Here is a 22,393-nt window from a genome sequence, read left to right as displayed (position 1 = left end):
GGCACCACGGTAGGAATCGTCAATCGCGCGACAGCGCTGCCTCGTAATGCTTTTCGACGTCGACATAGGCGTCGTCGGCGATATCGAAGATGACCTTCGCGATCTCACCGCCGGTGAAATCGAACCTGCCGCGATAATCGCCGGTTACCGTGTCGGCGCTGTCGTAGCCGATACAGAGCCCTTCGCCGCAGAGCGTGAAATGTCCCGACTGCGTGCGGATCTCGGACTGTGCGACGGCCTCGTCGTCGACGTACAGCGTTGCCGTACCCCAGAATTCGCCGTGATCGCCCGGCCGCTCCTTCCGGAAATCGACGCCGATGATGTGCCGTCCGGGCTCCGGCGCCGGCGCCTCGAGTCGCTGCTCGGGCGGTATGCCGAGGAAGTTGTAGGTGTAGCGCAGCTTCTCGTCCTTGATGTACAGCGCGTGGCCGCCGAATCGTGAACCGTGGGCGAAGATCACGCCCTGGGTCTCGGGCGTGGTGCTCACTTCGGCGAGAACCTTGAACGACACCGCGTGGGTATTGGCGGCGGCACGTTCGGGTACTTCCGTGGTGCCCGGGTAATAGACGTACTTGCCGCAGGGTGGCACCGGCACCTTGAATTCCAGCCCGAGGAACGTCTGCAGGTCCTTGCCGGTGACGCCGAGGTCGTTGAGCGGCAGTACCTTGTTGATCTCCGCTTCCCGGAACCACAGGCCGATCATGTCGCGAAGCTTGTCGGGATACTCTTCGGCTAGATCGTGATTCTCGGAACGGTCGACATCGGTGTGGTACAGCTCCCAGCGATCCTTGTCGAAATTGCTGAGGCCGCTGGTCGGCCCGTGCACGGTGACCGCCTTCCACCCCTTGTGCCAGATGGCCCGGTGCCCGAGCATCTCGTAGTACTGGGTTTCCTTCCGGGTGGGGGCGTCCGCGGAATCGAAGCTGTATTTCATCGATACGCCCGACAGTGGATTCTGGTGGACGCCGTCGACCGTTTCCGGCATCGGCACACCGCAGCATTCGAGAATCGTCGGCACGATATCGGTGCAGTGGTGGTATTGGTCGCGGATCTCGCCGCGCGCTTCGATTCCCTTGGGCCAGAAGATGACCAGCGGATCGGCGACACCACCCTGATACGAATAGCGCTTGAACATCTTGAACGGTGTGGAGAAGGCCGCGGCCCATCCGGTCGGGTAGTGGTTGTAGGTGTCGGGGGTGCCGAGTTTGTCGATCATTTCGAGGTTGTCCTCGATATTGTCCGGATAGCCGTTGAAGAATTTGTTCTCGTTGACCGAGCCGTTCGGAGATCCCTCGCCGGAGGCACCGTTGTCGGCGGCGTAGATCACCAGCGTGTTCTCCAGCTGGCCGGTCTCCTCCAGATAGTCGATGATGCGCCCGACCTGGTGATCAGTGTATTCGGAGAAGCCGGCGTACACCTCGGCCATGCGGGCGAACAGCTTTCGCTCCGGCTCGCTCAGTTCCGACCACGGGCGCACCGCGTCGGCCTCGGCGAATGTGCCCGGCGGCATCGGATTGAAGTCGGTGAGTTCGGTGCCCTGGGGCAGGATGCCGCGTTCGATCATGCGCGGCAGCACCCACTCGCGATAGGCGTCGTAGCCGTCGTCGAACCTGCCCTTGTACTTGTCGATCCATTCCTTCGGGGCATGGTGTGGGGCGTGATTGGCGCCGGGACAGAACCACAGGTAGAACGGTTTGCCCGGATGGGTTTGGCGCTGATCCTGCAGGAACGAAATGGCCTTGTCCGCAAGGTCTTTCGACAGGTGGTAGCCCTCCTCGGGCTGATACGGCTGGTCGATGAAGTGATTGTCCTCGGCCAGATCCGGATACCACTGGTTGGTCTCACCGCCGACGAAACCGTAGAAGCGGTCGAAGCCCTGTCCCAGCGGCCACCGCTCCCGCGAGGAGCCGGCGGTCCACTCGTCGACGGGGATGTTGTGGTTCTTGCCGACCCAGTAGGTGCCCCAGCCGGCCTTCCGCAATACGGTGGCAATCGAGGCGTTCTCCGGCGGGATGTGGGAGCTGTAGCCGGGGAATCCGGACGAGGTCTCCGAGATCGAGGCGAACCCGTTGAGGTGATGGTTGCGGCCGGTGAGGAAGGTGGAGCGAGTCGGCGAGCACAGCGCCGTGGTGTGCCATTGGCTGTAGGTCAGTCCCTCGCGCGCGAGCCGGTCCATGGTCGGCATCTCGATCCGCCCGCCGTAGGGCGACCAGGCCGCGCATCCGGTGTCGTCGTACAGCACGACCAGCACATTCGGTGCGCCCTCCGGTGCTTTCTTCGCCAAGAAGGCGTCCCAATCGGGAACCGAATCCCGGATGTCGAGATTGACGACGCCCTTGAACTGCTTATCGCTCATAGCTGGAACCCCTGTCGGAGACTGGTCTGCGTCACGGAGTACGTGCCGCCTGCGAGTGCACCACCGGCCGTCGTGACGGGCCTCATCCGCTCGGGGTGAATCCGGGTTTCGCCGCCGCGGTCGCGCATCCAGTTGCCGATACCGCCCCCGACCGGGCGAATCGGGCGGTACGGTCGGGTCAGCGTACGGTCGGCTACCACTGCCGGCGTTGACGTTTCGGACAGTGAGGGAGAGGAAGTCATGCCACATCGCACCGACTCCGGCACCCACCACGCCTGCTGCGCACCCGCGGCGGGAAAGAGCGCCGAATCGACCGGGCCCGGTGCCGATGCCGGTCGGCCGGGCGAGACGGATCGACGGGCCGAGTTCGAGGCCGCGTTGATCGCCGTTCCCGGCGGCACCTTCACCATGGGAGACGAGAGCCGCTGGGCTTATCCCGGCGACGGCGAGGGCCCGTGCCACCCGGTCACCGTGGACGCCTTCGCCATCGGGCGGTACGCGGTGACCAATGCCGATTTCGCCGCATTCGTCGCCGACACCGGCTACCGCACCGATGCCGAGAAATACGGCTGGTCGTTCGTCTTCGCCGGATTGCTACCGCCGGATATGCCGCCCACCCGCGCGGTCGTCAACGCACCCTGGTGGCGGCAGGTGGAGGGCGCGGACTGGGCGCATCCGTTCGGGCCCGGCTCCGATGTCGGCGCCCTGGCCGACCATCCCGTCGTCCATGTCTCCTGGGAGGACGCCCGGGCCTTCTGCGCGTGGTCGGGCACGCGGCTGCCCACCGAGGCCGAATGGGAGTACGCCGCCCGCGCCGGATCCACCGGCCCGTTCCCCTGGGGCGAGGACTTCGAGCCGGGCGGGCAGCGGCAGATGAACGTCTTCACCGGCGAATTCCCCCGCACGGCCCCCGGCGCGCATCTCGGCACGATGCCCGTGAGCGCGTACGCGCCCAACGGTTTCGGGCTCTACAACACCACCGGAAACGTGTGGGAGTGGTGTTCGGACTTCTTCTCGCCGGACTACTACCGGCACAGTCCCGAGGCGAATCCCACCGGACCCGATCTCGGCCGCGACCGGGTGATGCGGGGCGGATCGTATCTGTGCCACCTGTCCTACTGCCGCCGCTACCGGGTCTCGGCGCGCCAGGGCAGCGAGCCGGTCTCCTCGACCGGGAATCTCGGTTTCCGGGTGGTCGCCGATATCCCGGCCGCGCGCTGAGGGTCGCGGCGGCGCGGTTCACCCACCACGTATGAGGTGCTCGGGCCGGACGGCTCGGACACTGTGGCCACGGGACGCTGCCGTGCGCGTTCGGGTGACGTGAGGTCCCGGCGGGCCGAGCCGAACGGGGTGGAGTGGAGGGCAGATGAGCAGCGTGGTGGCGCCGACGCTCACCGGTTATCGCCGCACCTGGCTGCGGGCCGATATCGTGGCCGGGCTCAGCGCGGGTGCGGTGGTGATTCCGCAGGCGATGGCGTACGCGACCATCGCGGATCTGCCGGTGCAGATCGGCCTCTACACCTGCATGGTGCCCATGGTCGTCTACGCGCTGCTGGGCGGCTCGCGCACCACGAGCGTGAGCACCACCTCCACCATCGCGACCCTGACCGCCTCCACGCTGGTCGGCGCGGGGATCGCCGCCGGATCCGCGGACGCGCAGACCTCACTGATGACCTTGACCCTGCTGGTCGGGGTGGTCCTGGTGCTGGCGCGGCTCGCGCGACTGGGCTCGATCATCGAGAACATCAGCGACGCGACGCTCACCGGAATCAAGATCGGCGTCGGTCTCACCGTGGCGGCCGGGCAGCTGCCGAAACTGCTGGGCGTGCCCGCCGACCCGGCCGCCACCGGATTCTTCCGGGTGCTGTGGTCGGCGCTGAGACAACTCGGCTCGGCGAATCCGGCGACGGTGATCCTGGCGGCGGCCGGTATCGCGGGTCTGTACGCGATGTCGACGCTGCTGCCGCGTGTTCCGGGTCCGCTGGTGGTGGTGGCGGTCGGGATCGCGCTGGTCGCCTTCGCCCATCTCGACGATCACGGGGTGGCGTTGATTGCGCCGGTTCCGTCCGGGATCCCGCTGCCCGGGGTGCCTCGGCTGCACGACATCGGCGACCTGCTGCCGGGAGCGCTGGCCATCTCGATGATGGCGTTCCTGGAGACGGTCGCGGTGGGCCGTGGTGTTCGCCGCGCGAGCGAGCCCCAGATCGACAGCAACCGAGAGCTCTTCGCGAACGGGATGGCGTCGCTGGCGGGTTCGTTCTTCCACACTCTGCCCCCGGCGGGCGGGTTCTCACAGACCGCGGTGGCGTTGCGCGCCGGTGCGCGCACACAAGTGGCGGCGATCGTCACCGCGGCGCTGGCGGTCGCGGTGGCGCTGTTCCTCGCGCCCGTGCTCGACGATCTGCCCCAAGCCACCCTCGGCGCGATGGTGGTGGTGGCGACGCTCGGTCTGCTGGATTTCGGTGCGCTGGCGCTGTTCTGGCGCGTCAGCCGCGTCGAATTCTGGATCGCGGCCGGTACCGCGGCGATCGGGCTGGTGATGGGGTTGCTCCCCGCGGTCGCGGCCGGGGTGGTCGCCACGCTGTATCTGGTGTTGCGCGAACTCAATCGCCCGCACGTGGTGCAGTTGACGCGCGGTCCGGACGGCCGGTGGGCAGGCGGAACGCCCACGGCCGCAACCGAACCCGCGAATCCGCTGGTGCTACGGGTCGCGTCGGGGCTGTACACCGCGAACGTACGCGCCAATACCGAGGGCATCCGGCGTCGCGTGGACGAGCTCGCGGCGGCCGGGCATCCGGTGCACACCGTCGTGCTGGACTGCTCCTGGATACCGGATGTGACGCTGACCGTGATGCGCGCGTTCCTCGACGTGGTGAACGAGCTGCAGGACAGCGGTGTCACCGTCTACTTCGCCGAACTGCCCGCGCGCAACCTGGCGACCGTCCGCCGCACCGCGCGCGGGCGCGTCCTGCAGGAGCAGGGCCGGCTGTTCACCACCGTGGACCGGGCGGTCACCGCGCTCACGCCAGATTGACGATGCCGCGGATGGTGAAGAGGGCGCCGAACACCAGCAGCACACCGATCGACAGCAACCGGGTGTGGCGGATCATCCAGACCTTGGCCGCGTCGAGACCGGTGCGGGCGCGCTCACCCAGGAGCAGGTAGATGCCGATCGGGACGATGAAATCGAGGACCGCGGCGACGAGCAGGGCGATCGTCCCGACCGCGGACGCGGCGACCGAGGTGGCCGAACTCGCGATCAGGCTCATGCCCGACAGCATGATGAACAGATTCGGATTGACCACCGCCAAGGCCAGGCCCGCGAGGAACGCGCCGCGCGGGCCGGTGTTCTCCAGTTGGGTCATCCAGCGGGGTCCACCGCCGGGGGCGGTTTTCGGCGTGCGCACCGCGATGTAGGCACCGGCCAGCAGGAACAGCACACCGACCACCAGCCCGGCCCAATGCGAGGTCTGTTTCGACGTGGATTGCGGATCGCCCGCCCCGCCCAGCAGCGCGGCCACCGCGATCTGGGCGTAGACGAGCAGGAACGCGGCGCCGAATGCGGAGGCGTTGGCGATCGGGCGATGCGACTGCAGCAGCAGCACACATCCCGCGACGGCGCCCGGGGTGACGATCAGGCCGATCACTTCCGGAAGCAGCAGTACGAGCAGATCACCCATCTCAACTCCTCGCCAGGGCCGGGTGCCTGCGCCGGAACACATCCATTCGCGCGGCGGTGGGGCTCGTCTGGTGGTGCGCGGGTGCGGTCCCGCACGATGACGGTACTGCGCGGGCACCGGCCTGCAGTCACACGTTGCGGGTGAGATCGGCGGGGGCAGTGGCGGAGTGGAGCATGCAGTCCCGGGCGGTGCCGGTGAAGCCCGAGGCCGAGACGAACTACGCGCCGGGGGTGGTGCGCGAGACGGCCGCGGTGTGAACGAGATACGGACTCAGTAACTCTCGGACGCGTGCCGCCACGGTGTCGACGGGGGTGTGGTTTTCCACCAGGCGCGAGGCGGTGTGGACGACGGCGTTGATCAGTTCGGCGGTCGTCGCCGGGTCGGATGCGCCGAGTTCGGTCAGCGCGGCGATCAGCGGCGTGCGGAGTTCGTCGTGGATGGCGCGGCCCTGAGCGGCGAGGGCGTCGGGTGCGACGTGGGTCGAAAGTCCTTGCACCACCGCGTGTTCGCCCTCGTCGACCAGTTCGAGGTTGGCCAGCGCGTAGGCCAGGACCTTGGCGCCGGGGTCGCCGGCCATGGCCATACGCTCGGTGATCCGTGCGCTCCAGCGCGGTAGCGCGTCGGCCAATACCGCTTCGAACAGTTCGTCTCGTGAGCCGAAATACTGATACACGCTGGGCCGGGCCAGGCCGGCGCGGGCAGCCACCTCGGCGAGGGTGGGCGCCGCACCGGTCTGTTCGGAGAGGATCGCGCGCGCGGCGTCGAGGAGGGCACGTCGCTGTGCCTGCCGGTGTTCCGCGACCGTCGCCGCCTGAATCCTCGGCACGAAACCTCCTTCTCGCCGCGGCCGGGACGGTGTCACCCGGCCGGGCCGCATCCGACCCTGTGCGACAGTGCTATCACACCCTGTCACGGTCGCACTGGGTCGCGGTGGGCCACGACCTCAGCGTTCGGGGGTGAGCCGGCCGTCGACCATGTGCAGGACGCGGTCGCAGCGGTCGAGGATGTCGTGGTCGTGGGTGACCATGACGGTGGCGACCGCCGCCGCGCGGGTCTCGCGGGCGAGCAGTTCCACCACCTCCGCGCTGCGGGCGCGATCCAGGGCGGCGGTGGGCTCGTCGACCAGCAGGACTCGTGGCGACCCGATCAGCGCGCGGGCGATGCCGACGCGCTGGCGTTCGCCGCCGGACAGTTGCTCCGGTCGCCGATTCGCCTTCTCGCCCATGCCGACCGCGTCGAGCAACTCGCGCGGATCGCGGCGGGTGCCGGTGAGACGGGCGACCAGGCGCAGCTGGTCGGCGGCGGTGAGCGCGGGCAGGAGGTTGCCGGATTGGAAGACGAAACCGATGTGGCGCAGCCGGAATCGGGTGCGGTGCCGGGCCCCGAGGGCGAACAGATCGGTGCTGCCGACGCGAATCCGTCCCGCGCCGGGCGTGGTGAGACCGCCCGCCACGGCGAGCAGACTCGATTTGCCGGAGCCGGAGGGTCCGATGATCGCGACGAATTCCCCCGGCGTAACCGACAGGTGCACGTCGTCCAGCGCGGTCACCGTATCGGCGCCGTCGCCGAGGGTGAGGGTTATGCCGTCGAGTTCCAGTCCCCTATTCGAGGCGGACAGATCGCGTCCACGCGAATTCTCTTGTGCCACAGCGACCTTGCGTGTCGTGAAAATGCTCATCGATGGGCTCCCAAGGCCGCGAGGGGATCGATTCTGGTGACACGCACGATGGCCGCGGCCGCGCCCAGCAGACCGAGCAGCACCAGCAGTCCGGCTCCGGTCGCGATGGCCGCGGGGTCGAGGGTGAACGGCATGCCGTGAATGAATCGGCTGCCGCCGACGGCGATCAGCACCCCGAGGGCGGTCGCGCCGGCCAGCACCACCACGGCCTGAGTCAGTCCATCCGCGAGCAGGAACCGCGTCGGTGCGCCGATCGCCCGCAACACCGCCAGTTCGCCCGCGCGCTGAATGGTCCACACCAGGAAGAACGCGCCGACCACCAGTGCCGAGATCGCGTAGAGGAACACCTTGATCAGCGACATGGTCGCCATTTCCGCCGAGAAGCCGGGGGAGGCGTCGTAGGAGGCGGTGCGGGTCATGGCGGTCGTGTCCGCCGCCGCGTCGCCGGCGGCCAGGTCGACGGTCGCACCCGGCCGCGCACGCAACGCCACGGCACTGGCCTCCCGATAGGCCTGTTCCCGCACCTGCTCGCCCGGTTTCACCCCGGCATGGATCTGCTGCCAGGTGCGCAGCGGCACGTAGGCGACATCGACGTGGCCGAAGGTCTGTTTGGCCGCGGTGACGCCGGTGATCGTCAACGTCGTGCCGAGCCGATCGATGACGACGGTGTCGCCGAGTCGCGCCCCCTTGTCGAGGGCGGTCGCACTCACGACGATGCCGTCCGGCCGGTCCAGCCGCGTGCCCCGGGCCGGCTCGGGGGCCAGGAACGACTGCGGTTCGACGCCGAACAGCGCGAAATCGACCGCGACCCCGCCACCGGTCTTGGCGTTGACCAGCGTGTTGCCGAAGGGGGCGGCCTCGGCCACGCCCGGCTGGGACCGCCATGCCGCGACCTGTGCGGTGTCGATCGTGCTGCGGGTGAAGGCCGAGTCGGTCTTGGTGCCGTGCGCGAAGGCGAAGGCGTCGACCGGCAGGGCGCGCAGGCCGGAGACACCGTCGTCGACCAGTCCGGACGACAGCCCGGACAGCATCACGGTCAGGATCGAGATGAGCGCGACCACGCCGCCCATCAGGCCGAATCTCACTCGCGCGTACCACAGTTCGCGCAGTGCCAGGAACATGACAACTCCTCACGGCTGCCGCCGGGCGGACCGGCGGCGCGACAGCACCATCTTCCTGACGGTGCGTCGGTAAGATACCAACGCGTCGTCGGTAAAAGTTCGACGGGGGTGATGCAACTGCGCAGGAAATGCGAAAAGCCCTCTCGCACAAGGCGAAAGGGCTTGAAGGATGGAGCTGGTCGCTCAGCCGGGCATGAGCATATGCCACTGTTCCAGGGTGGTCGGGCGCATGACGTAGTTGTTCTCGCGCACCGACGACAGGGCCGCGCTGGGTTCTTCGGAGTACCAGTGGCCGGGGTAGACGACCGGGTCGCCGGACAGCTCGGCCAGGTGGCGCAGGCTGCGGAACATGGCGTCGGAATCGCCGCCGGGGAAGTCGGTGCGGCCGCAGCCGTCCACGAACAGCGTGTCACCGGCGACGAGCCGGTCCTCGAACAGGAAGCACTGGCTGCCCGGCGTATGGCCGGGAGTGTGCAGGAATTCGATCTCGACGCCACCGACGGCGAGGGTGTCGCCGTGGTCGTGTCCGGTCAGCTCGCTCGGGGCGATACCGGTGACGTTGGCGACCCAGGACAGTTCCTCATGATTCACGTGCACCGGAACCTGCACCCGCTCGAGCAGTTCCTTCACTCCGCGCAGGGTGAAACCCATCATCGTGCCGCCGACGTGGTCGGGATGATGATGAGTGGCCAGCACGCCGGTCAGCCGCAGGCCGTCGGCCTGGGCGATATCGACCAGATCACCCGCCGCGTACGCGGGATCGACCACCACACATTCGCCGGATTCGCGATCACCGATCAAATACGAGAAATTGCGCATCTGGGTGGCAATCGGATCGCCGACGGCCCAGTCCCGGCCCGCCAGCAGCTGACGAAAATATAAACGATCGGATCCCATACGCACACCCTATTGTTCGCCGGCGAACTCCGCGCATCCGGACGCAATGTTGTGAATCGTCACGGCCGTGGGCCGCCGGATGGCTCTGCCGCTCGGGCCGGCGCTCAGCTCAGCAGTGCGCCGAGTTCGTCCGCCGCCTCCGGGCCGTACGCGCCGCGCAACCGCCGCAGCGCCTCGTCGCGGTCGAGCGACCACTCCTGGGTGCCGATGGTTTCCAGGACCAGCACCGCGGTCAGCGAACCCAGCTGGGCCGAGCGCTGCAGGCTGAGTCCGGCGGTGTGCCCGGTGAGGAAGCCGGCTCGGAACGCGTCGCCGACGCCGGTCGGGTCGACCTGCGAAAGTTCCGGCACCACTTCGACATTCACCTCGACGCCGTCACCGTCGACGATGAGCGCGCCCTTGGCACCGAGGGTGGTGACGCGAATGCCGACCCGGCGGCCGATCTCCTCGGGGGACAGGCCCGTCTTCTGCAGCAGCAGGCCCCACTCGTACTCGTTGGTGAAAAGGTATGTGGCGCCGTCGATCAGGGCGAGCGCCTGGTCGCCGTCGAGGCGGGCCAGCTGCTGCGAGGGGTCCGCGGCGAACGGGATACCGAGCTTGCGGCACTCCTCGGTGTGGCGCAGCATCGCGTCGGGATCGTTGGCGCCCACCAAAACCAGGTCCAGCGAATGGTTTTCGGCCACCTCCGCGATAGAGATGTCGCGGGCCTCGCTCATCGCGCCGGGATAGAACGACGCGATCTGGGCCATGGTCTCGTCGGTGGTGCAGACGAAGCGCGCGGTGTGCGCGGTCTCGGAGATCCGCACCGCCGAGCAGTCCACGCCGTGGCGCTCGAGCCAGTCGCGGTACTCGCCGAAATCGGGGCCGACCGCGCCGACCAGCAGCGGGCTCCCGTTCAGCAGACCCATCGCGTACGCGATGTTGCCGCCGACACCGCCTCGGCGAATCACCAGATCGTCGACCAGAAAACTCAACGACACGTGCTGCAACTGATCGGCAAGCAGGACGTCGGAGAATTTCCCCGGAAATCGCATCAAATGGTCGGTCGCGATGGAAGCGGACACAGCGATGGTCACGAAGCCCGGTCCTTGTCTGTCGAGGGCGGAATCAGCCTTACCGTACCGTGTGCACGACACGGCGCGGAACCTCCGCAGAGATTCCGCGCCGGGAGCAGATCGTCAGTTGAAGCTGTCGCCGCAGGCGCAGGAGCCGGTGGCGTTCGGGTTGTCGATCGTGAAGCCCTGCTTCTCGATGGTGTCGACGAAGTCGATGGACGCACCCTGGACATAGGGGGCGCTCATCCGGTCGACGGCGAGCGTGACCCCGCCGAACTCGGCGGTCAGGTCGCCGTCGAGGGTGCGATCGTCGAAGAACAGCTGGTACCGCAGACCCGCGCAACCGCCCGGCTGCACCGCGATGCGCAGCGCCAGATCGTCGCGGCCCTCCTGGTCCAGCAGCGCCTTCGCCTTGGACGCGGCGGCGTCGGTCAGGATCACACCGTGGGTGGTGGTCTCGTTCTGCACAGTCATGAAGTCTCCTCGCAGACCCTCGTTACCCGTGAACGTTGTTTCCGTGAACAGCGCACGGCTCGGTAGCTGTCAACGCCACGTCGCGGGTGGCTATTCCAATCTTGCCACTGCGCGCGCCGACGTGGGCCCGTCGGCCCCGGAATTGCCGGGTTGGCGGCGGTCGGACGTGCGAATCGCCACACGGGCCAGGCGTGTCACGGGGTACAGACCGGCCGGTCGGAGCCGGTTTGCCGGTATGGGTGGTATGACCGATCACACAGCTCGGCGGAGACCGTATTTCCAGGCCGGTATGCCATCCAATAGCCTGGTCGGCGTGAAGTTCCTGCGCCGTGGCGATGCCAGCACCACCGACGACCACGTCGACGACACGTCGGCCACGACCGACGACGACGCGGCCACGGCAGCGCAGCGGCCCGCACCGACGGCCGGCAAGGGGCGGCCGACGCCCAGACGCCGCGACGTCGAGGGCAGACGCCGCGGGCCGGTCGCGCCCGCCCCGCTGACCGCCAAGGAGGCCCGCGCCCGGCGCAAGGCCACCCGCGGCAACCGCGAGGAACGCAAGGTCGCCTCGGCCGAGCGCCGGGCCGCCGCGGCCGATCGCCGCGCCCGGATGCTGGCCGGCGAGGACAAATACCTGCTGCCGCGCGACCGCGGCCCGGTTCGCGCCTACGTCCGCGACCTGGTCGACGCGCGCCGCAACCTGGTCGGACTGTTCATGCCGCTGGCGCTGGTGCTGATCCTGACCATGTTCCTCACCCCGCAGGTGCAGGCCTACGTCACCCTCGCGATGATCGTGATGATGCTGTTCATGGTCGCCGAGGGCTTCGTGATCGGCCGCCTGATCAACAAGCGGGTGCGCGAACGCTATCCCGACGACACCACCTCGAGCTGGTCGCTGGGCTGGTACGCCTTCGTTCGCGCCTCCCAGATCCGCCGCATGCGCGCCCCGAAGCCGCGGGTGTCGCCCGGCGACGCGGTCTGAGTTCGGGTTGTGTGTGGGAATGTCGCCCGCCGAGTCGCATGGCCGGCCGGCGGCACAGCCGCACGGCCGGCTCGGTGCGCTTCTCGTGCCGCCGCGAGGCTCCGGCATCGCCGCCGCTGAGGCAGAGAACTCGGGCGGTGCGGAGTGCTGTGGCGCGGGTAGCCGGTGCTCGGGTGGGCGGCGTCTCGGGTGCGGGCCGATTGGTACCGTGCTGACGTGGTGAACGATGCTGCGGGCGGCCGAGGGCTGCGGACGCTGGTGCTCGGTGGGGCGCGCTCGGGGAAATCCGCCTACGCCGAGGAGGTGGCCGGACGCAGCGGACCGGTGCGCTACGTGGCGACCGCGATTCCCGATCCGGCCGACGCCGACTTCGCCGATCGTATTGCCGCCCATCGCGTTCGGCGGCCCGGCACCTGGCATGTGGTGGAGGGCGATCCGATCACCGTGCTGGGTGACCCGGCGCCGGTGACGTTGATCGACGACCTCGGCACCTGGCTGACGGCCCGCATCGACGCGCGCTCGGCCTGGGAAGCGCCGCGCGGAACCGTCGGCCCCGATATCGATGCGCTGGTCGCGGCGGTGTCCGGTTATGCGGACCGCTTGCTGATCGTGAGCCCGGAGGTGGGTCTGGGCGTGGTTCCGGCGACCGCGTCGGGCCGGCTGTTCCAGGACGAGATCGGGACGCTGAATCAGCGGCTCGCGGCGGTGTGCGACGAGGTCGTGCTGGTCGTCGCCGGAGTGCCGGTCGTGCTGAAGGGCGCGGGCGCATCCACCGGGAGCGGGATCGCGGCGGCCACGGCCGCCGGGCTCGGAGGTGCTGCGGCGGAGCGGGTTTCGGCTTCGCGAACCCCTGATCATGCGGGCAGTGAGCGTCCTGTCCACGGTTCCGGTTTCGCCGACTCCGCTGCGGCGGAAAGAGCTTTGTCAGCCGATCACGATGCGGACGGCGCGGCTGCGACGACCGAAACGAGTGACGCGGCTGGTGCGGGGGCCTCGGCGGGTCGCGAGTTCGCTGGAGCCGGAGCTGCTGCCGCCGGCTCGACGGCGGTCTCGACGCCGCGCGGCCTCGCCGAATTCGATGGCACCACACCGGCATTCGGCCCGGTCGCCGCGCCGGACGCGCGCGTGCGAGCCGAGGCCGAGCAGCGGCAGTTGCAGTTGACCAAACCGGCGGGGGCGCTGGGGCGGTTGGAGACGCTGGGGAACTGGGTGGCGGCGTGCCAGGGTGAGTGCCCGCCGCATCAGTTCCGGCGCGCCCGGGTCGTGGTGTTCGCCGGAGACCACGGTGTGGCCCGCCACGGGGTGTCGGCGTATCCGAGTGAGGTGACCGCGCAGATGGTCGCCAACTTCCTGGCCGGAGGGGCGGCGGTGAACGCGCTGGCGCGCCTCGCCGATGCGACCGTGCGCGTGGTGGACATCGCGGTGGACGCCGACACCGATCCGTCGGTCTCCACGCACAAGATCCGCCGCTCCAGCGGCGCCATCGACCGCGAGGACGCCCTCACCGAAGCCGAGCTGTACGCCGCGCTGGCCGCGGGCCGCGCCATCGCCGACGAGGAGATCGACAGCGGGGCCGACCTGCTGATCGCCGGCGATATGGGGATCGGAAACACCACGCCCGCAACGGTTCTCATCGCCACGCTCACCGACACCGAACCGGTGCTGGCGATCGGCCGCGGCACCGGCGTCGACGATGCCGGATGGATGCGCAAGGCCTCCGCGATCCGCGACGCCATGTGGCGCGCGCGTCCCCACCGCCAGGACCCGTTCGCGCTGCTGCGGATCGCCGGGGGGGCGGATTTCGCCGCCACCGCGGGCTATCTCGCTCAGGCCGCCGCCCGGCGCACACCGGTGATCCTCGACGGTGTGGTGGTCGCCGCCGCGGCGCTCATCGCCGAAATGCTCGCCCCGGGTGCGAAGCGCTGGTGGGTGGCCGGGCACCGGTCCACCGAGCCGGCCCACCCGCTGGCGCTCGCCAAGCTCGATTTGGAGCCGCTGGTCGAACTGGACATGCGGCTCGGGGAGGGCTCCGGTGCGGTGAGCGCGCTGCCGCTGCTGCGCGCGGCCATCGCCGCGCTGTCGGAGATGTCGACCTTCGGCGAGGCCGGGGTGAGCACCGCCGACACCGATTCGGCCGCACCGGAAGTCGTGTCCTGAACGAGGTGGGTGGTGCCGGCCGGCCCGGTGCACCGGATGGCGGTCGACGCGCGCGGCACTCACCGAGCCGGTCGCGTGGCCGGTACGCGGTCTCCGTGAATTCGGTCCGTGGGCGGCGCGGCATCTCCGTATCCGGCGTCGGGGAACGCGCCGTGCATGTCTCGAGGTCCGGGCGATGATCGCGGTGGCTCGGCTCGCGCTCTCGTGGTTGACGGTGTTGCCGGTGCGCGGACCCGAGACGGTCGACCGCACGGCCGCGGCGGGGGCCATCGCGGCGGCACCGGTGGTCGGGGCGGTGCTGGGTGCGGGCGCGGCCGGGTTGCTGTGGGTATCGACCTGGGCGGGAATGAGTTGCGCGCTCGCCGGCCTGATCACCGTCGGCGCGCTGGGATCGGCCACCCGCGGAATGCATCTGGACGGGCTGGCCGATACCGCGGACGGGCTCGGCAGTTACGGGCCGCCGGAACGTGCCCGGGAGATCATGAAGAGCGGCGGGGCGGGGCCCTTCGGGGTGGCCGCGTTGATCTTCGCGATCGGCATTCAGGCGCTGTCGTTCGCCGCCCTCGCCGAACACGGCCGCTGGTTCGCGGTGGGGCTCGCGGTTGCGGTCGGGCGGGTCGCCGTCGTTCTCGCCTGCCGTGGGTATGCGCCCGCTCCCGGGGCCGGGTTCGGTGCGCTGGTGGCGCGCACGCAATCGGTGGTGACACCGGCGGTCTGGACTCTCGTCGCGCTCGCCGCCGGCGTTGTCGCCGCGTCCGCTCGGTGGCTCGGGCCGGTCGCGGTCGCCGTGGCTCTGGCCGGTGCGGCTCTGCTGGTGTGGCATTGTGTGCGGCGTTTCGGCGGGCTCAACGGTGATGTGCTCGGCGCCGCCGTCGAGGTGACCGTCGCGATCACCGCCGCGGTGCTGTCGGTCTCCTGAGCTCCTGCCGGATCCGCGCACGGTCTTCCCGGACGGAACGACCAGCGAAAATGATTGTGTATCAATAACGCAACGGCGTTGCCCCTGTTTGGGAATGAAACATCGGGGTATCCGTGAGCAATGACGGTGATAGAGCGGATCGCCGTTGTTGCCGCCCGCCGACGATGCCGAGCGCACGCGCGGCGATACCGGAGCCCGCCGAATTCGCAGCCCCCGGTATCGAGCGCAGGACCACCGCGCGATAAGACGACCTCGCGATCGACGAACGGTGCACCGAGGTCGAAGAGGGGAGCAGGTTTGTCGATTTCATCCCGTGAATCGAAGCGCAGGAACCCGGAGAAAGGCTATGTGGCCCTGCTGGGTTGGAGTCTGAACGCGGTCGAAGCGGTGGACCGATTCGATCGGCGCTATGTCGTGGTGGCTCCGGAGTGGGCGGAGGAATACTGCATCGAGCATGAAATTCCCTATCTCTGCTGGAATTTCGAGCGGCTCAACGACCGGTCGATGGAAATCGCGGAGACCTTGAAGGAGATGGGCGTCGACGTCGCCATCCCGATCTTCGAGGAGACCGTGGAATGGGCGGGTGCGATCAACTCGGTGCTGCTGGGCAATCCGCGGCTGCTCGGCCAGGCGATGCTGCTGCGCGACAAATCGCTGATGAAGCGGCGCGCACAACTGGGCGGTATCCGGGTCGGCATCTTCGAGGAGGCACACGAGCGTGACGACGTCATCCGCTTCCTCAAGCGCGTCAACCAGACCCTGCTCAAACTCGACGGCGATCCGAACGACCCGATCCACATCAAGGCCTTCGACAAGGCCGGCTGCCTCGGTCACCGGGTGATCCGCACTCCCGACGAGATCGACGCGATCCCCGACGACGAGTTCCCGGTCCTGATGGAATCCCATTTGGACGGTTGGGAATTCGCGGTCGAGGCATGGATCCACGACGGCAAGATCCGATTCCTCAACATCTCCGAATACGTGCGGCTCGGCTACTCCGTCTTCGTCCCCGCGACACCGGAGCTGGAAAAGTACCGGCCGGAGATCACCCGGCAGGTGGAAAAGCTGATCAAGACCTTCGATATCGAATTCGGCTTCGTCCATCCGGAGTATTTCGTCACCAGCGACGGCGAGATGTACTTCGGCGAGGTCGCCTATCGTCCGCCCGGGTTCAAGGTGTTCGAATTGCTGGAGCGCGCATACGGATTCAACGCCTATCACGCGCTGGTGCTCGCATTCGATCCCAAGACCACCGAGGAGGAGATCGTGGCGTTCTTCCCCCGCGAAGTGGTGGATGCGAAAGGACATGCCGGGTCGTTCGGCGTCTATCCGCGGCGGCGGGTGGTCAGCCGGTTGTCGATCCCGGAGGAGACGGAGGACCACGAGTATTTCGAAACCCACGAACTCACCGCCCCCCTGTCGGAAAAGGTCACCAAGCGAACCGCATTCGGCAATCACTGGGGTCTGCTGTACTTCTTCGGCGAAGACCCGTACGCTCTGCGGGACCTGCTGAAGCGACAGGAAGAACTCGACTTCTACGTATGACTCCTTCTCGGCAGGAATGGATCACGGGAGGGTCCTGATTGTCTCCACTCGGCAGCGACGACGACACTCTGGACAGACGTCTCGCCACGCTGGACGAAGCCACCCGAATTCTGGGCGACACCAGCGATTTCGGTAAGCAGGTGAAGCTGTCCAGGGTGCTGGGCGCGCTGCGCCGGGTGCTGCTGCTGCCCGGCGGCTGCGCGGCGGTGCGGGCGCGGGCGAGCGGTCTCGAGGCGGCCGGGCTGTTCCTGGGCACCGACTGGGCGCATCCGGAGATCCTGATCCCGGCGTTGAGTGTGGGTTCGTTGCGCAGCGCCAACGCCGACACGGTGGTGCTGGAGACGGTGAGCGATCTGCGCCTGCTGGCCGTGGCCAAGGGCGAATTCCCGCATCCGTCGGTGAGCGCGGAGCAGGCGCTGGGGCATCTGTCGCAGGTGCTGGCGATGAATCTGAGCTTGCTGTTCACCCCGCCCAGCGAGGCCGAACGCGAACAGCAGGGGCGGATGGCGCGGGTCTCGCGGGAGCTGCTGCATCACCTGGTGGAGGAAATCGGCTACGAGAAGGTGCTCGAGCATCTGGTCGACGAGATCTGGCGGATTCTGCGCCAGCGGCCCATCCAGGTCGAGCAGGTGAAGCGGATGATCACGCAGATCGCCGTCGCCCGCAGCAATCCCGATATCGACCTCGGCGCCAGCGGGCTGGGCGCGGACCGGCTGATCAGCAGCCTCTACGGCACCACCGACGCCTGCCGGGAGGATCCGGGCGTGGAGGTCTACCGCACGCGCCTGGACAGTATGGACGACAGCGCATTGCAGTACGAGGCAACGGGTTTCGCGCGCTCGATGCACGACACCGGGCTGGTGTCGCCGTATCACGCGGTCCTGCTGCGATTCCTGCTGACCAAGGGCGAATATCTGCTCGGGGAGGCGCTGGGCTTGTCCAGCACCGGGCGCGACAGTCTGCTGTGCTACCACGAACTCGTGCGCAAACTGATCGAGGAGGCCGTGCACGTCGAGACCGCGCAGGGCATCTACGGGCTCGCGCTGCTCCTCGAGCGGGGGATTCTGTATCAACCGCCGGTCGCGCCCGCGCTGTGGCGGCAACTCGCGTTGCCGGTGTCACCGCGCTCCCGGGAGCGACTGCACCAGGTGTTCGGGCCGGTGCCGGACGCACGGGCGCGGCTGCTGTCCGGAATGCTGTCGATTCTGGGCCTGCCGCTCGGCGTCGGCCAGGGCGACAATCCGACCTGCCAGTCGGCGCGCGCCCTGTCGATGTGGGCCTACAACGATCCCGACTACCTGTTGCAGACCGTGGTGTGGGCGGCCCGCGACGACGAGATCGTCATGCATTTCGAGGGACAGCCGATCTCCTCCAAGGAGGCCGGGGCCGGGGTCGCGACCTCCCTGCCGATGGACCTGGACCCGGTATCGCTGCTGGTCGTCCCGCATCTCGACCGGATCTACGCCGAAATGGGGCGGCGCTGCGCCGGGCGCGAGGGCGATCCGCATCGGTGGATCAACCCCGAGTTCCACGGCTGGTGGTCCGGGCGCGGATTCCGCATCAACGTCGACGTGGAGACCGGGCGCCTGATCGATGTCGACGAATTCCTGCGGCACTTCTACGCCAGCTACCACCCCTTCTACAACGGCAATCAGCCGCTGATCCACCCGCAGCCGGCCGGCATCGCGGTGACCGACAGCGCCGCCCGGTTCGTCGGCTGGCACGCGATCACGATTCTGCGAGTGAGCCTCGATCCGCAGGACACCATGCGGGTCTACTTCTACAACCCGAACAACGACAGCGGCCAGGACTGGGGAGACGGCGTGGTCGTCGGCACCGCCGGGCACGGGGAACGGTTCGGTGAGGGATCGCTGCCGTTCGAGCAGTTCGCGTCGCGGCTCTACATCTTCCACTTCGATCCGCTCGAACGCGGAGAGCCGGCCGCGGTGGAGCGTGCGGAGCTGGATCGGGTCGTCGGCTACATTCACCGCAGCTGGGGTGCGGACCGGCTACCGGAGATCGTGAGCGATGCGCCGGCGTGACGCGGCGGATACGTTACCCGCATGGACGATTCACGCCGGCGAGCGGCACTCGTGGCCGAGGGCGATGCGATCGCCGCGATACCGCAGGAAGCGTACGGGGCGCCGGTGGCGGCCTGCCCCGGCTGGGATGTGGCGCGGCTGATCTCCCATCTGGGCCGGGTGCATCGGTGGGCGACGGGATTCCTGCGCGGTGAGGACGCGCCGGTGCCCCGCCCCGACCGTGAGGACCTCTCGGAGTGGTATCGCGAGAGCCGCGATCTGTTGCTGCGGCAACTGGACGGGATGGATCTCGACGCCGAGATCGACACCTTCATCGGCCGGCGGACGGTGCGGTTCTGGCTGCGGCGCCAAGCCCACGAGACGGCGATGCACCGCTGGGATGCGCAGGACGCGGTGCGGCCCGGCGCGGCGGCGCCCATCGACGCCGACTTCGCGGGTGACGGCATCGACGAATGGCTGCACGTGTTCGTCCCGCGCTTCCTCGCCCGAGTGGATGTGCCCGGCGACCTTGCCGGAGCCGCAACGCAATTCACGTGCACCGACCTCGGCCTCCCGCCATGGACGCTGCGACTGACCCATCCCGAACCGACGATCGACTACGGCGCGGCGGCGGCCGATACGGTTCTGTCCGGCAGTGCGGCGGACCTGCTTCTCACCGTGTGGCATCGGCAACCGGCCACACCGCCCGAGGCCACCGACGCCGGGCTGGCACGCCGGGTGCTGGATCTGATTCACGTCACCTAGCAGCGGCCGGAGCGGCGACTGTGGGACCCGAGCAGTTCGGAGGCTCGGCGCGACTATCGCGGCCCGGTCAGTGGTCCGAACGCGGCCGCGTGAGGATGAAGCTGTCCACCGGCTTCAGCGTGCCGGTCACGGCGTAGTAGGTGGCGGTCATGGTGGTGTGGCCGCCGGGGGCACCGGGATCGACGTCGAAAGCGCAGAAGCCGTAGGGATGGTCGGGATCCTTGAAGGCGGACCAGGGCGCCTGCTCCATCACGTAGATCGGCGCCTTCTTACCCGTGGCCGGGTCGACCGCGCCGACACCGGTGATCACCCGGCACTGCTGTCCGGGGAAGAACAGCCCGTTCGAGGGGGCGGAGGTTCCGCCGCCGCCGATCACGAGATGCACTGTGCCCTTCGAGGTGTCGATGATCTCGGGTGCGGTCGCGGTGGCCGGAGTGACCGCCTCGGGCACCGGGTTCGGGGTGAGGGTGTCGCTGCCGAGGACGCCGCGGACGGGATGTGAACGCTCGTAATGGTGTTCGTGGCCGCACAGCACCAGGTCGACCTGGTAGCGGTCGAACAGCGGCAGCCACTCCTGCCGGATCCCCAGATCGGCGCCGTTGGACCTGTCGGCCGAGGAGATCGCGGTCTGGTGCATGAACACGACGATCCAGTCGATGGCGCGGTCGGCCCGGGCGGTGGCCAATTCCTTGTCCAGCCACCGTTTCTGGGCGCCGCCGGAGTAGCCGTGCACGTAGGAGTTGCCGCCGTCCTGCAGGCAGATGTCGTCGTTGGCCACCGCGATCACCCGGACCGAGCCGACCGTGAAGGCGTACCAGAGCCCGCGCGCGAGATCCTCGGCCCCGCTGTCGGGCACGGTGAAATACGTTTGGAACGCCTCGTAGCCGATCGGCCCGTTGCCGCGTTCGTTCTCGTGATTACCCGGCGCCGGCATCCACGGGCGGTGGCGAGCGGACCGGGAATTGTTGGCCCACCAGTCGTTCCAGGTGCGGATCCGGTCGGTGGCGAGATTGGCGTAGCACAGGTCGCCGTTGACGAGATTGAACAGCGGGGCCAGATGTTCGATCCCCGCGGTGACATCGCCGGCGACGGGGGAGCCGAGGTTGTCGTTGACGTAGCGGCCGTTGTCCAGTTTGCCGAGCGTCGGAGTGCCCTGGTCGCCGAAACTGGTGAAGCGGAACGCGGCCCTGCCCGCCGGCGCGGTGCGATGGGTGCCCAATTCCGGTGTGGCGCCGTCGTGTCCGGCCGCGTAGACGTAGTCGGTATCCGGCGTGAGCCCGGTCAGCACCGCGTGATGCGCGTACACCTCCGTGCCCGAGGCGGCGTCCCGGTAGACCCGGGTCCGCGCCTGTGCGGTCGCGCCGAAACCCGTTGCGGCCGTGCCGAATCGAACCACCGGATTGCGCACCGATCCCGAGCTCTGCCAGCTGACCACGGCCTCGCGAGCGGCGTCGGCGCCGAACTGCAGATGCAACCCCGTCACCGGCGGTGCGGCCACCCGGGCCGGTCCGATCGCCAATTCCGGTGACAGCGGCCAGAATCGTCCCCCGGTACCGGTCGAGGAACTGTCGCCGTGCAATGCCGCCGTCGTCCCCGCACCGACGGCCAGCCCGGCGATCGCCGCCGCTCCCGAGGCGCCGAACAGCCATCGCCGGCTCACCCCGCGCGATCGGTCGGGGCGAGCACCGCCTCCCTCCGGTCCGCCTGCTCGAGCAGCGGCTTCCGCCCCGGTGACATCTCCGTGGGCACCGGCGCCCGGCGTCGAACCAGGACCCGCCCCCGCCCCGGCGCTACCCGCCTGCTCCGATACCGGCTCCGACGCATCCCGCTCGTCCATACCCCCAGCCAACCGTGCGCGGGTTCAGAAAACCCCACGCCACGGCGAACTCCGGGTGAATCACGAGCCGAATGCCGTCGAGCACTCCCCGTGACTGCCCGATGCCACGGACACCAGCCTGTCGACGGTCCGGGTGGTGGCGAAAGGTAGGTCCGCTCAGGGCCTCGTGCTCAGGCGCGGGCGGCGATGCGTGCTTGCACTTCCGGCCGCCGCAGCGGGGGCACCGACTTCGGCGGCACCTTGCGGTCGGGGAGGGTGGCCAGCAGGCGGGTGGTGGCCGCGGCGATTTCGGCGACGGCCTCGTCGACCGCGGGGCGGGTGGCCGCGGAGATGCTGCTCAGACCACCCACCTTGCGGACGTACTGCAGTGCGGCGGCTTCGATCTCCTCGGCTGTGGCTTCCGGTTCGAGCCCGCGCAGGGCGGTGATGTTTCGGCACATAGTTACGAGGTTAGGCCGCGCACCGCGTGCGATCGAGCCGATGCGATACCGGCTCAGGCGGCGCTGCCGCTCGAGAACGGCGAATAGCCGTAGCCGTAGCCATACCCGTAACCACCGGTCCACGGGCTGTACCACCCGGGATAGAAGCCGCCGTACCCGCCGCCCGGCAGGCCCCAGCCGGGCGTTCCCCAGCCGCCGTGATGGCCCCAGCCATGATGACCCCAGCCGTGGACGAACTGGATATCCGTGGCGGGTACCTGGACTTCCTGGGACCGAGTCGGGGCTGTTTCGGCGAGAGCGGGGGCGGCGGCCGCCACGATCGGGGCCGCCGCGACGGCGACCGCGATCACCGTGCGGGCCATGCGGGTGCGGATCTTCGAGGGCAGGTCGTTTCGAACCATCGGAATTCCTTCGGTACGTGTCTCGGTCATATCCGTTCGCGACTCGATCCGAGCCGCTCGAGTAG

19 protein-coding genes are annotated in these 22,393 nt (G+C 68.7%); 8 read left to right on the top strand and 11 right to left on the bottom strand.

The genetic code is table 11. From position 1 onward, the window contains the following. Positions 1-19: 19 nt before the first annotated feature. Entirely contained in the window at positions 20-2,356 is a 2,337-nt protein-coding gene (locus NA3_RS26290; RefSeq protein WP_062966288.1) for an arylsulfatase, read from the bottom strand. Between the two features lie 240 nt (positions 2,357-2,596). On the opposite strand from NA3_RS26290, the gene NA3_RS26285 reads away from it, so the two are divergent. Both NA3_RS26285 and NA3_RS26280 read left to right on the top strand, forming a co-directional pair. Then, a complete protein-coding gene (locus NA3_RS26285) occupies positions 2,597-3,577 on the top strand; it encodes a formylglycine-generating enzyme family protein (protein WP_084491875.1) in 981 nt (326 codons plus the stop codon). 145 nt (positions 3,578-3,722) lie between these two features. Next, positions 3,723-5,390, top strand: coding sequence for a SulP family inorganic anion transporter (locus tag NA3_RS26280; RefSeq protein ID WP_062966287.1), 1,668 nt, complete (start codon positions 3,723-3,725; stop codon positions 5,388-5,390). Here NA3_RS26280 and NA3_RS26275 read toward each other — a convergent pair. From NA3_RS26275 to NA3_RS26245, 7 genes are all read right to left on the bottom strand, one after another. Continuing rightward, positions 5,377-6,036: a GAP family protein gene (locus NA3_RS26275; RefSeq protein WP_062966286.1), complete on the bottom strand. Its 660-nt coding sequence runs from the start codon at positions 6,034-6,036 to the stop codon at positions 5,377-5,379. The genes NA3_RS26280 and NA3_RS26275 overlap by 14 nt on opposite strands. A gap of 217 nt (positions 6,037-6,253) precedes the next feature. Beyond that, positions 6,254-6,862: a TetR/AcrR family transcriptional regulator gene (locus NA3_RS26270; RefSeq protein WP_062966285.1), complete on the bottom strand. Its 609-nt coding sequence runs from the start codon at positions 6,860-6,862 to the stop codon at positions 6,254-6,256. Positions 6,863-6,979: 117 nt separating this feature from the next. Beyond that, positions 6,980-7,714, bottom strand: coding sequence for an ABC transporter ATP-binding protein (locus NA3_RS26265; RefSeq protein WP_084491874.1), 735 nt, complete (start codon positions 7,712-7,714; stop codon positions 6,980-6,982). Beyond that, the gene (locus NA3_RS26260; RefSeq protein WP_062966284.1) at positions 7,711-8,835 is read right to left on the bottom strand and encodes an ABC transporter permease; all 1,125 of its coding nucleotides are present in this window, start codon (positions 8,833-8,835) and stop codon (positions 7,711-7,713) included. Before NA3_RS26260 ends, NA3_RS26265 begins: the two co-directional genes overlap by 4 nt. A 183-nt stretch (positions 8,836-9,018) precedes the next feature. After that, complete coding sequence (locus tag NA3_RS26255; RefSeq protein ID WP_062966283.1) at positions 9,019-9,732, bottom strand: MBL fold metallo-hydrolase; 714 nt, start codon at positions 9,730-9,732, stop codon at positions 9,019-9,021. Between the two features lie 104 nt (positions 9,733-9,836). Then, positions 9,837-10,808 (bottom strand): carbohydrate kinase family protein, encoded by a 972-nt coding sequence (locus NA3_RS26250; protein WP_062966282.1) that lies wholly within the window; start codon positions 10,806-10,808, stop codon positions 9,837-9,839. Positions 10,809-10,910: 102 nt separating this feature from the next. Continuing rightward, positions 10,911-11,261: a HesB/IscA family protein gene (locus NA3_RS26245; RefSeq protein ID WP_062966281.1), complete on the bottom strand. Its 351-nt coding sequence runs from the start codon at positions 11,259-11,261 to the stop codon at positions 10,911-10,913. Between the two features lie 313 nt (positions 11,262-11,574). Between NA3_RS26245 and NA3_RS26240 the strand changes: the two genes are divergently transcribed. The 6 genes from NA3_RS26240 to NA3_RS26215 all read left to right on the top strand — a co-directional run bounded on the left by NA3_RS26240 (position 11,575) and on the right by NA3_RS26215 (position 19,650). Continuing rightward, entirely contained in the window at positions 11,575-12,243 is a 669-nt protein-coding gene (locus NA3_RS26240) for a DUF3043 domain-containing protein (RefSeq protein WP_062966383.1), read from the top strand. 216 nt (positions 12,244-12,459) lie between these two features. Beyond that, the gene (gene cobT, locus NA3_RS26235; RefSeq protein WP_084491873.1) at positions 12,460-14,400 is read left to right on the top strand and encodes a nicotinate-nucleotide--dimethylbenzimidazole phosphoribosyltransferase; all 1,941 of its coding nucleotides are present in this window, start codon (positions 12,460-12,462) and stop codon (positions 14,398-14,400) included. A 175-nt stretch (positions 14,401-14,575) separates the two neighbouring features. Then, complete coding sequence (locus NA3_RS26230; protein WP_062966280.1) at positions 14,576-15,319, top strand: adenosylcobinamide-GDP ribazoletransferase; 744 nt, start codon at positions 14,576-14,578, stop codon at positions 15,317-15,319. A 504-nt stretch (positions 15,320-15,823) separates the two neighbouring features. Next, on the top strand, positions 15,824-16,864 hold the full coding sequence (locus tag NA3_RS26225; RefSeq protein WP_227995480.1) for an ATP-grasp domain-containing protein: 1,041 nt from the start codon (positions 15,824-15,826) through the stop codon (positions 16,862-16,864). A 38-nt stretch (positions 16,865-16,902) separates the two neighbouring features. After that, positions 16,903-18,906 carry a hypothetical protein gene (locus NA3_RS26220; protein ID WP_062966279.1) on the top strand — a complete coding sequence of 668 codons (2,004 nt, stop codon included), beginning with the start codon at positions 16,903-16,905 and terminating at the stop codon, positions 18,904-18,906. Between the two features lie 21 nt (positions 18,907-18,927). Then, entirely contained in the window at positions 18,928-19,650 is a 723-nt protein-coding gene (locus tag NA3_RS26215) for a maleylpyruvate isomerase family mycothiol-dependent enzyme (RefSeq protein WP_062966278.1), read from the top strand. Positions 19,651-19,717: 67 nt separating this feature from the next. Here the strand turns inward: NA3_RS26215 and NA3_RS26210 are convergent, their stop codons facing one another. The 3 genes from NA3_RS26210 to NA3_RS26200 form a co-directional block, all read right to left on the bottom strand. After that, a complete protein-coding gene (locus tag NA3_RS26210) occupies positions 19,718-21,310 on the bottom strand; it encodes a purple acid phosphatase family protein (RefSeq protein ID WP_062966277.1) in 1,593 nt (530 codons plus the stop codon). A 347-nt stretch (positions 21,311-21,657) separates the two neighbouring features. Further along, positions 21,658-21,927, bottom strand: coding sequence for a DUF2277 domain-containing protein (locus NA3_RS26205; RefSeq protein WP_062966276.1), 270 nt, complete (start codon positions 21,925-21,927; stop codon positions 21,658-21,660). Positions 21,928-21,980: 53 nt separating this feature from the next. Further along, complete coding sequence (locus tag NA3_RS26200; RefSeq protein ID WP_128145167.1) at positions 21,981-22,328, bottom strand: hypothetical protein; 348 nt, start codon at positions 22,326-22,328, stop codon at positions 21,981-21,983. Positions 22,329-22,393 lie beyond the last annotated feature (65 nt).

The organism is Nocardia africana NBRC 100379 (genome assembly GCF_001612635.1).
GTDB lineage: Bacteria > Actinomycetota > Actinomycetes > Mycobacteriales > Mycobacteriaceae > Nocardia > Nocardia africana.
This window is presented reverse-complemented; position numbering and strand designations above follow the sequence as displayed.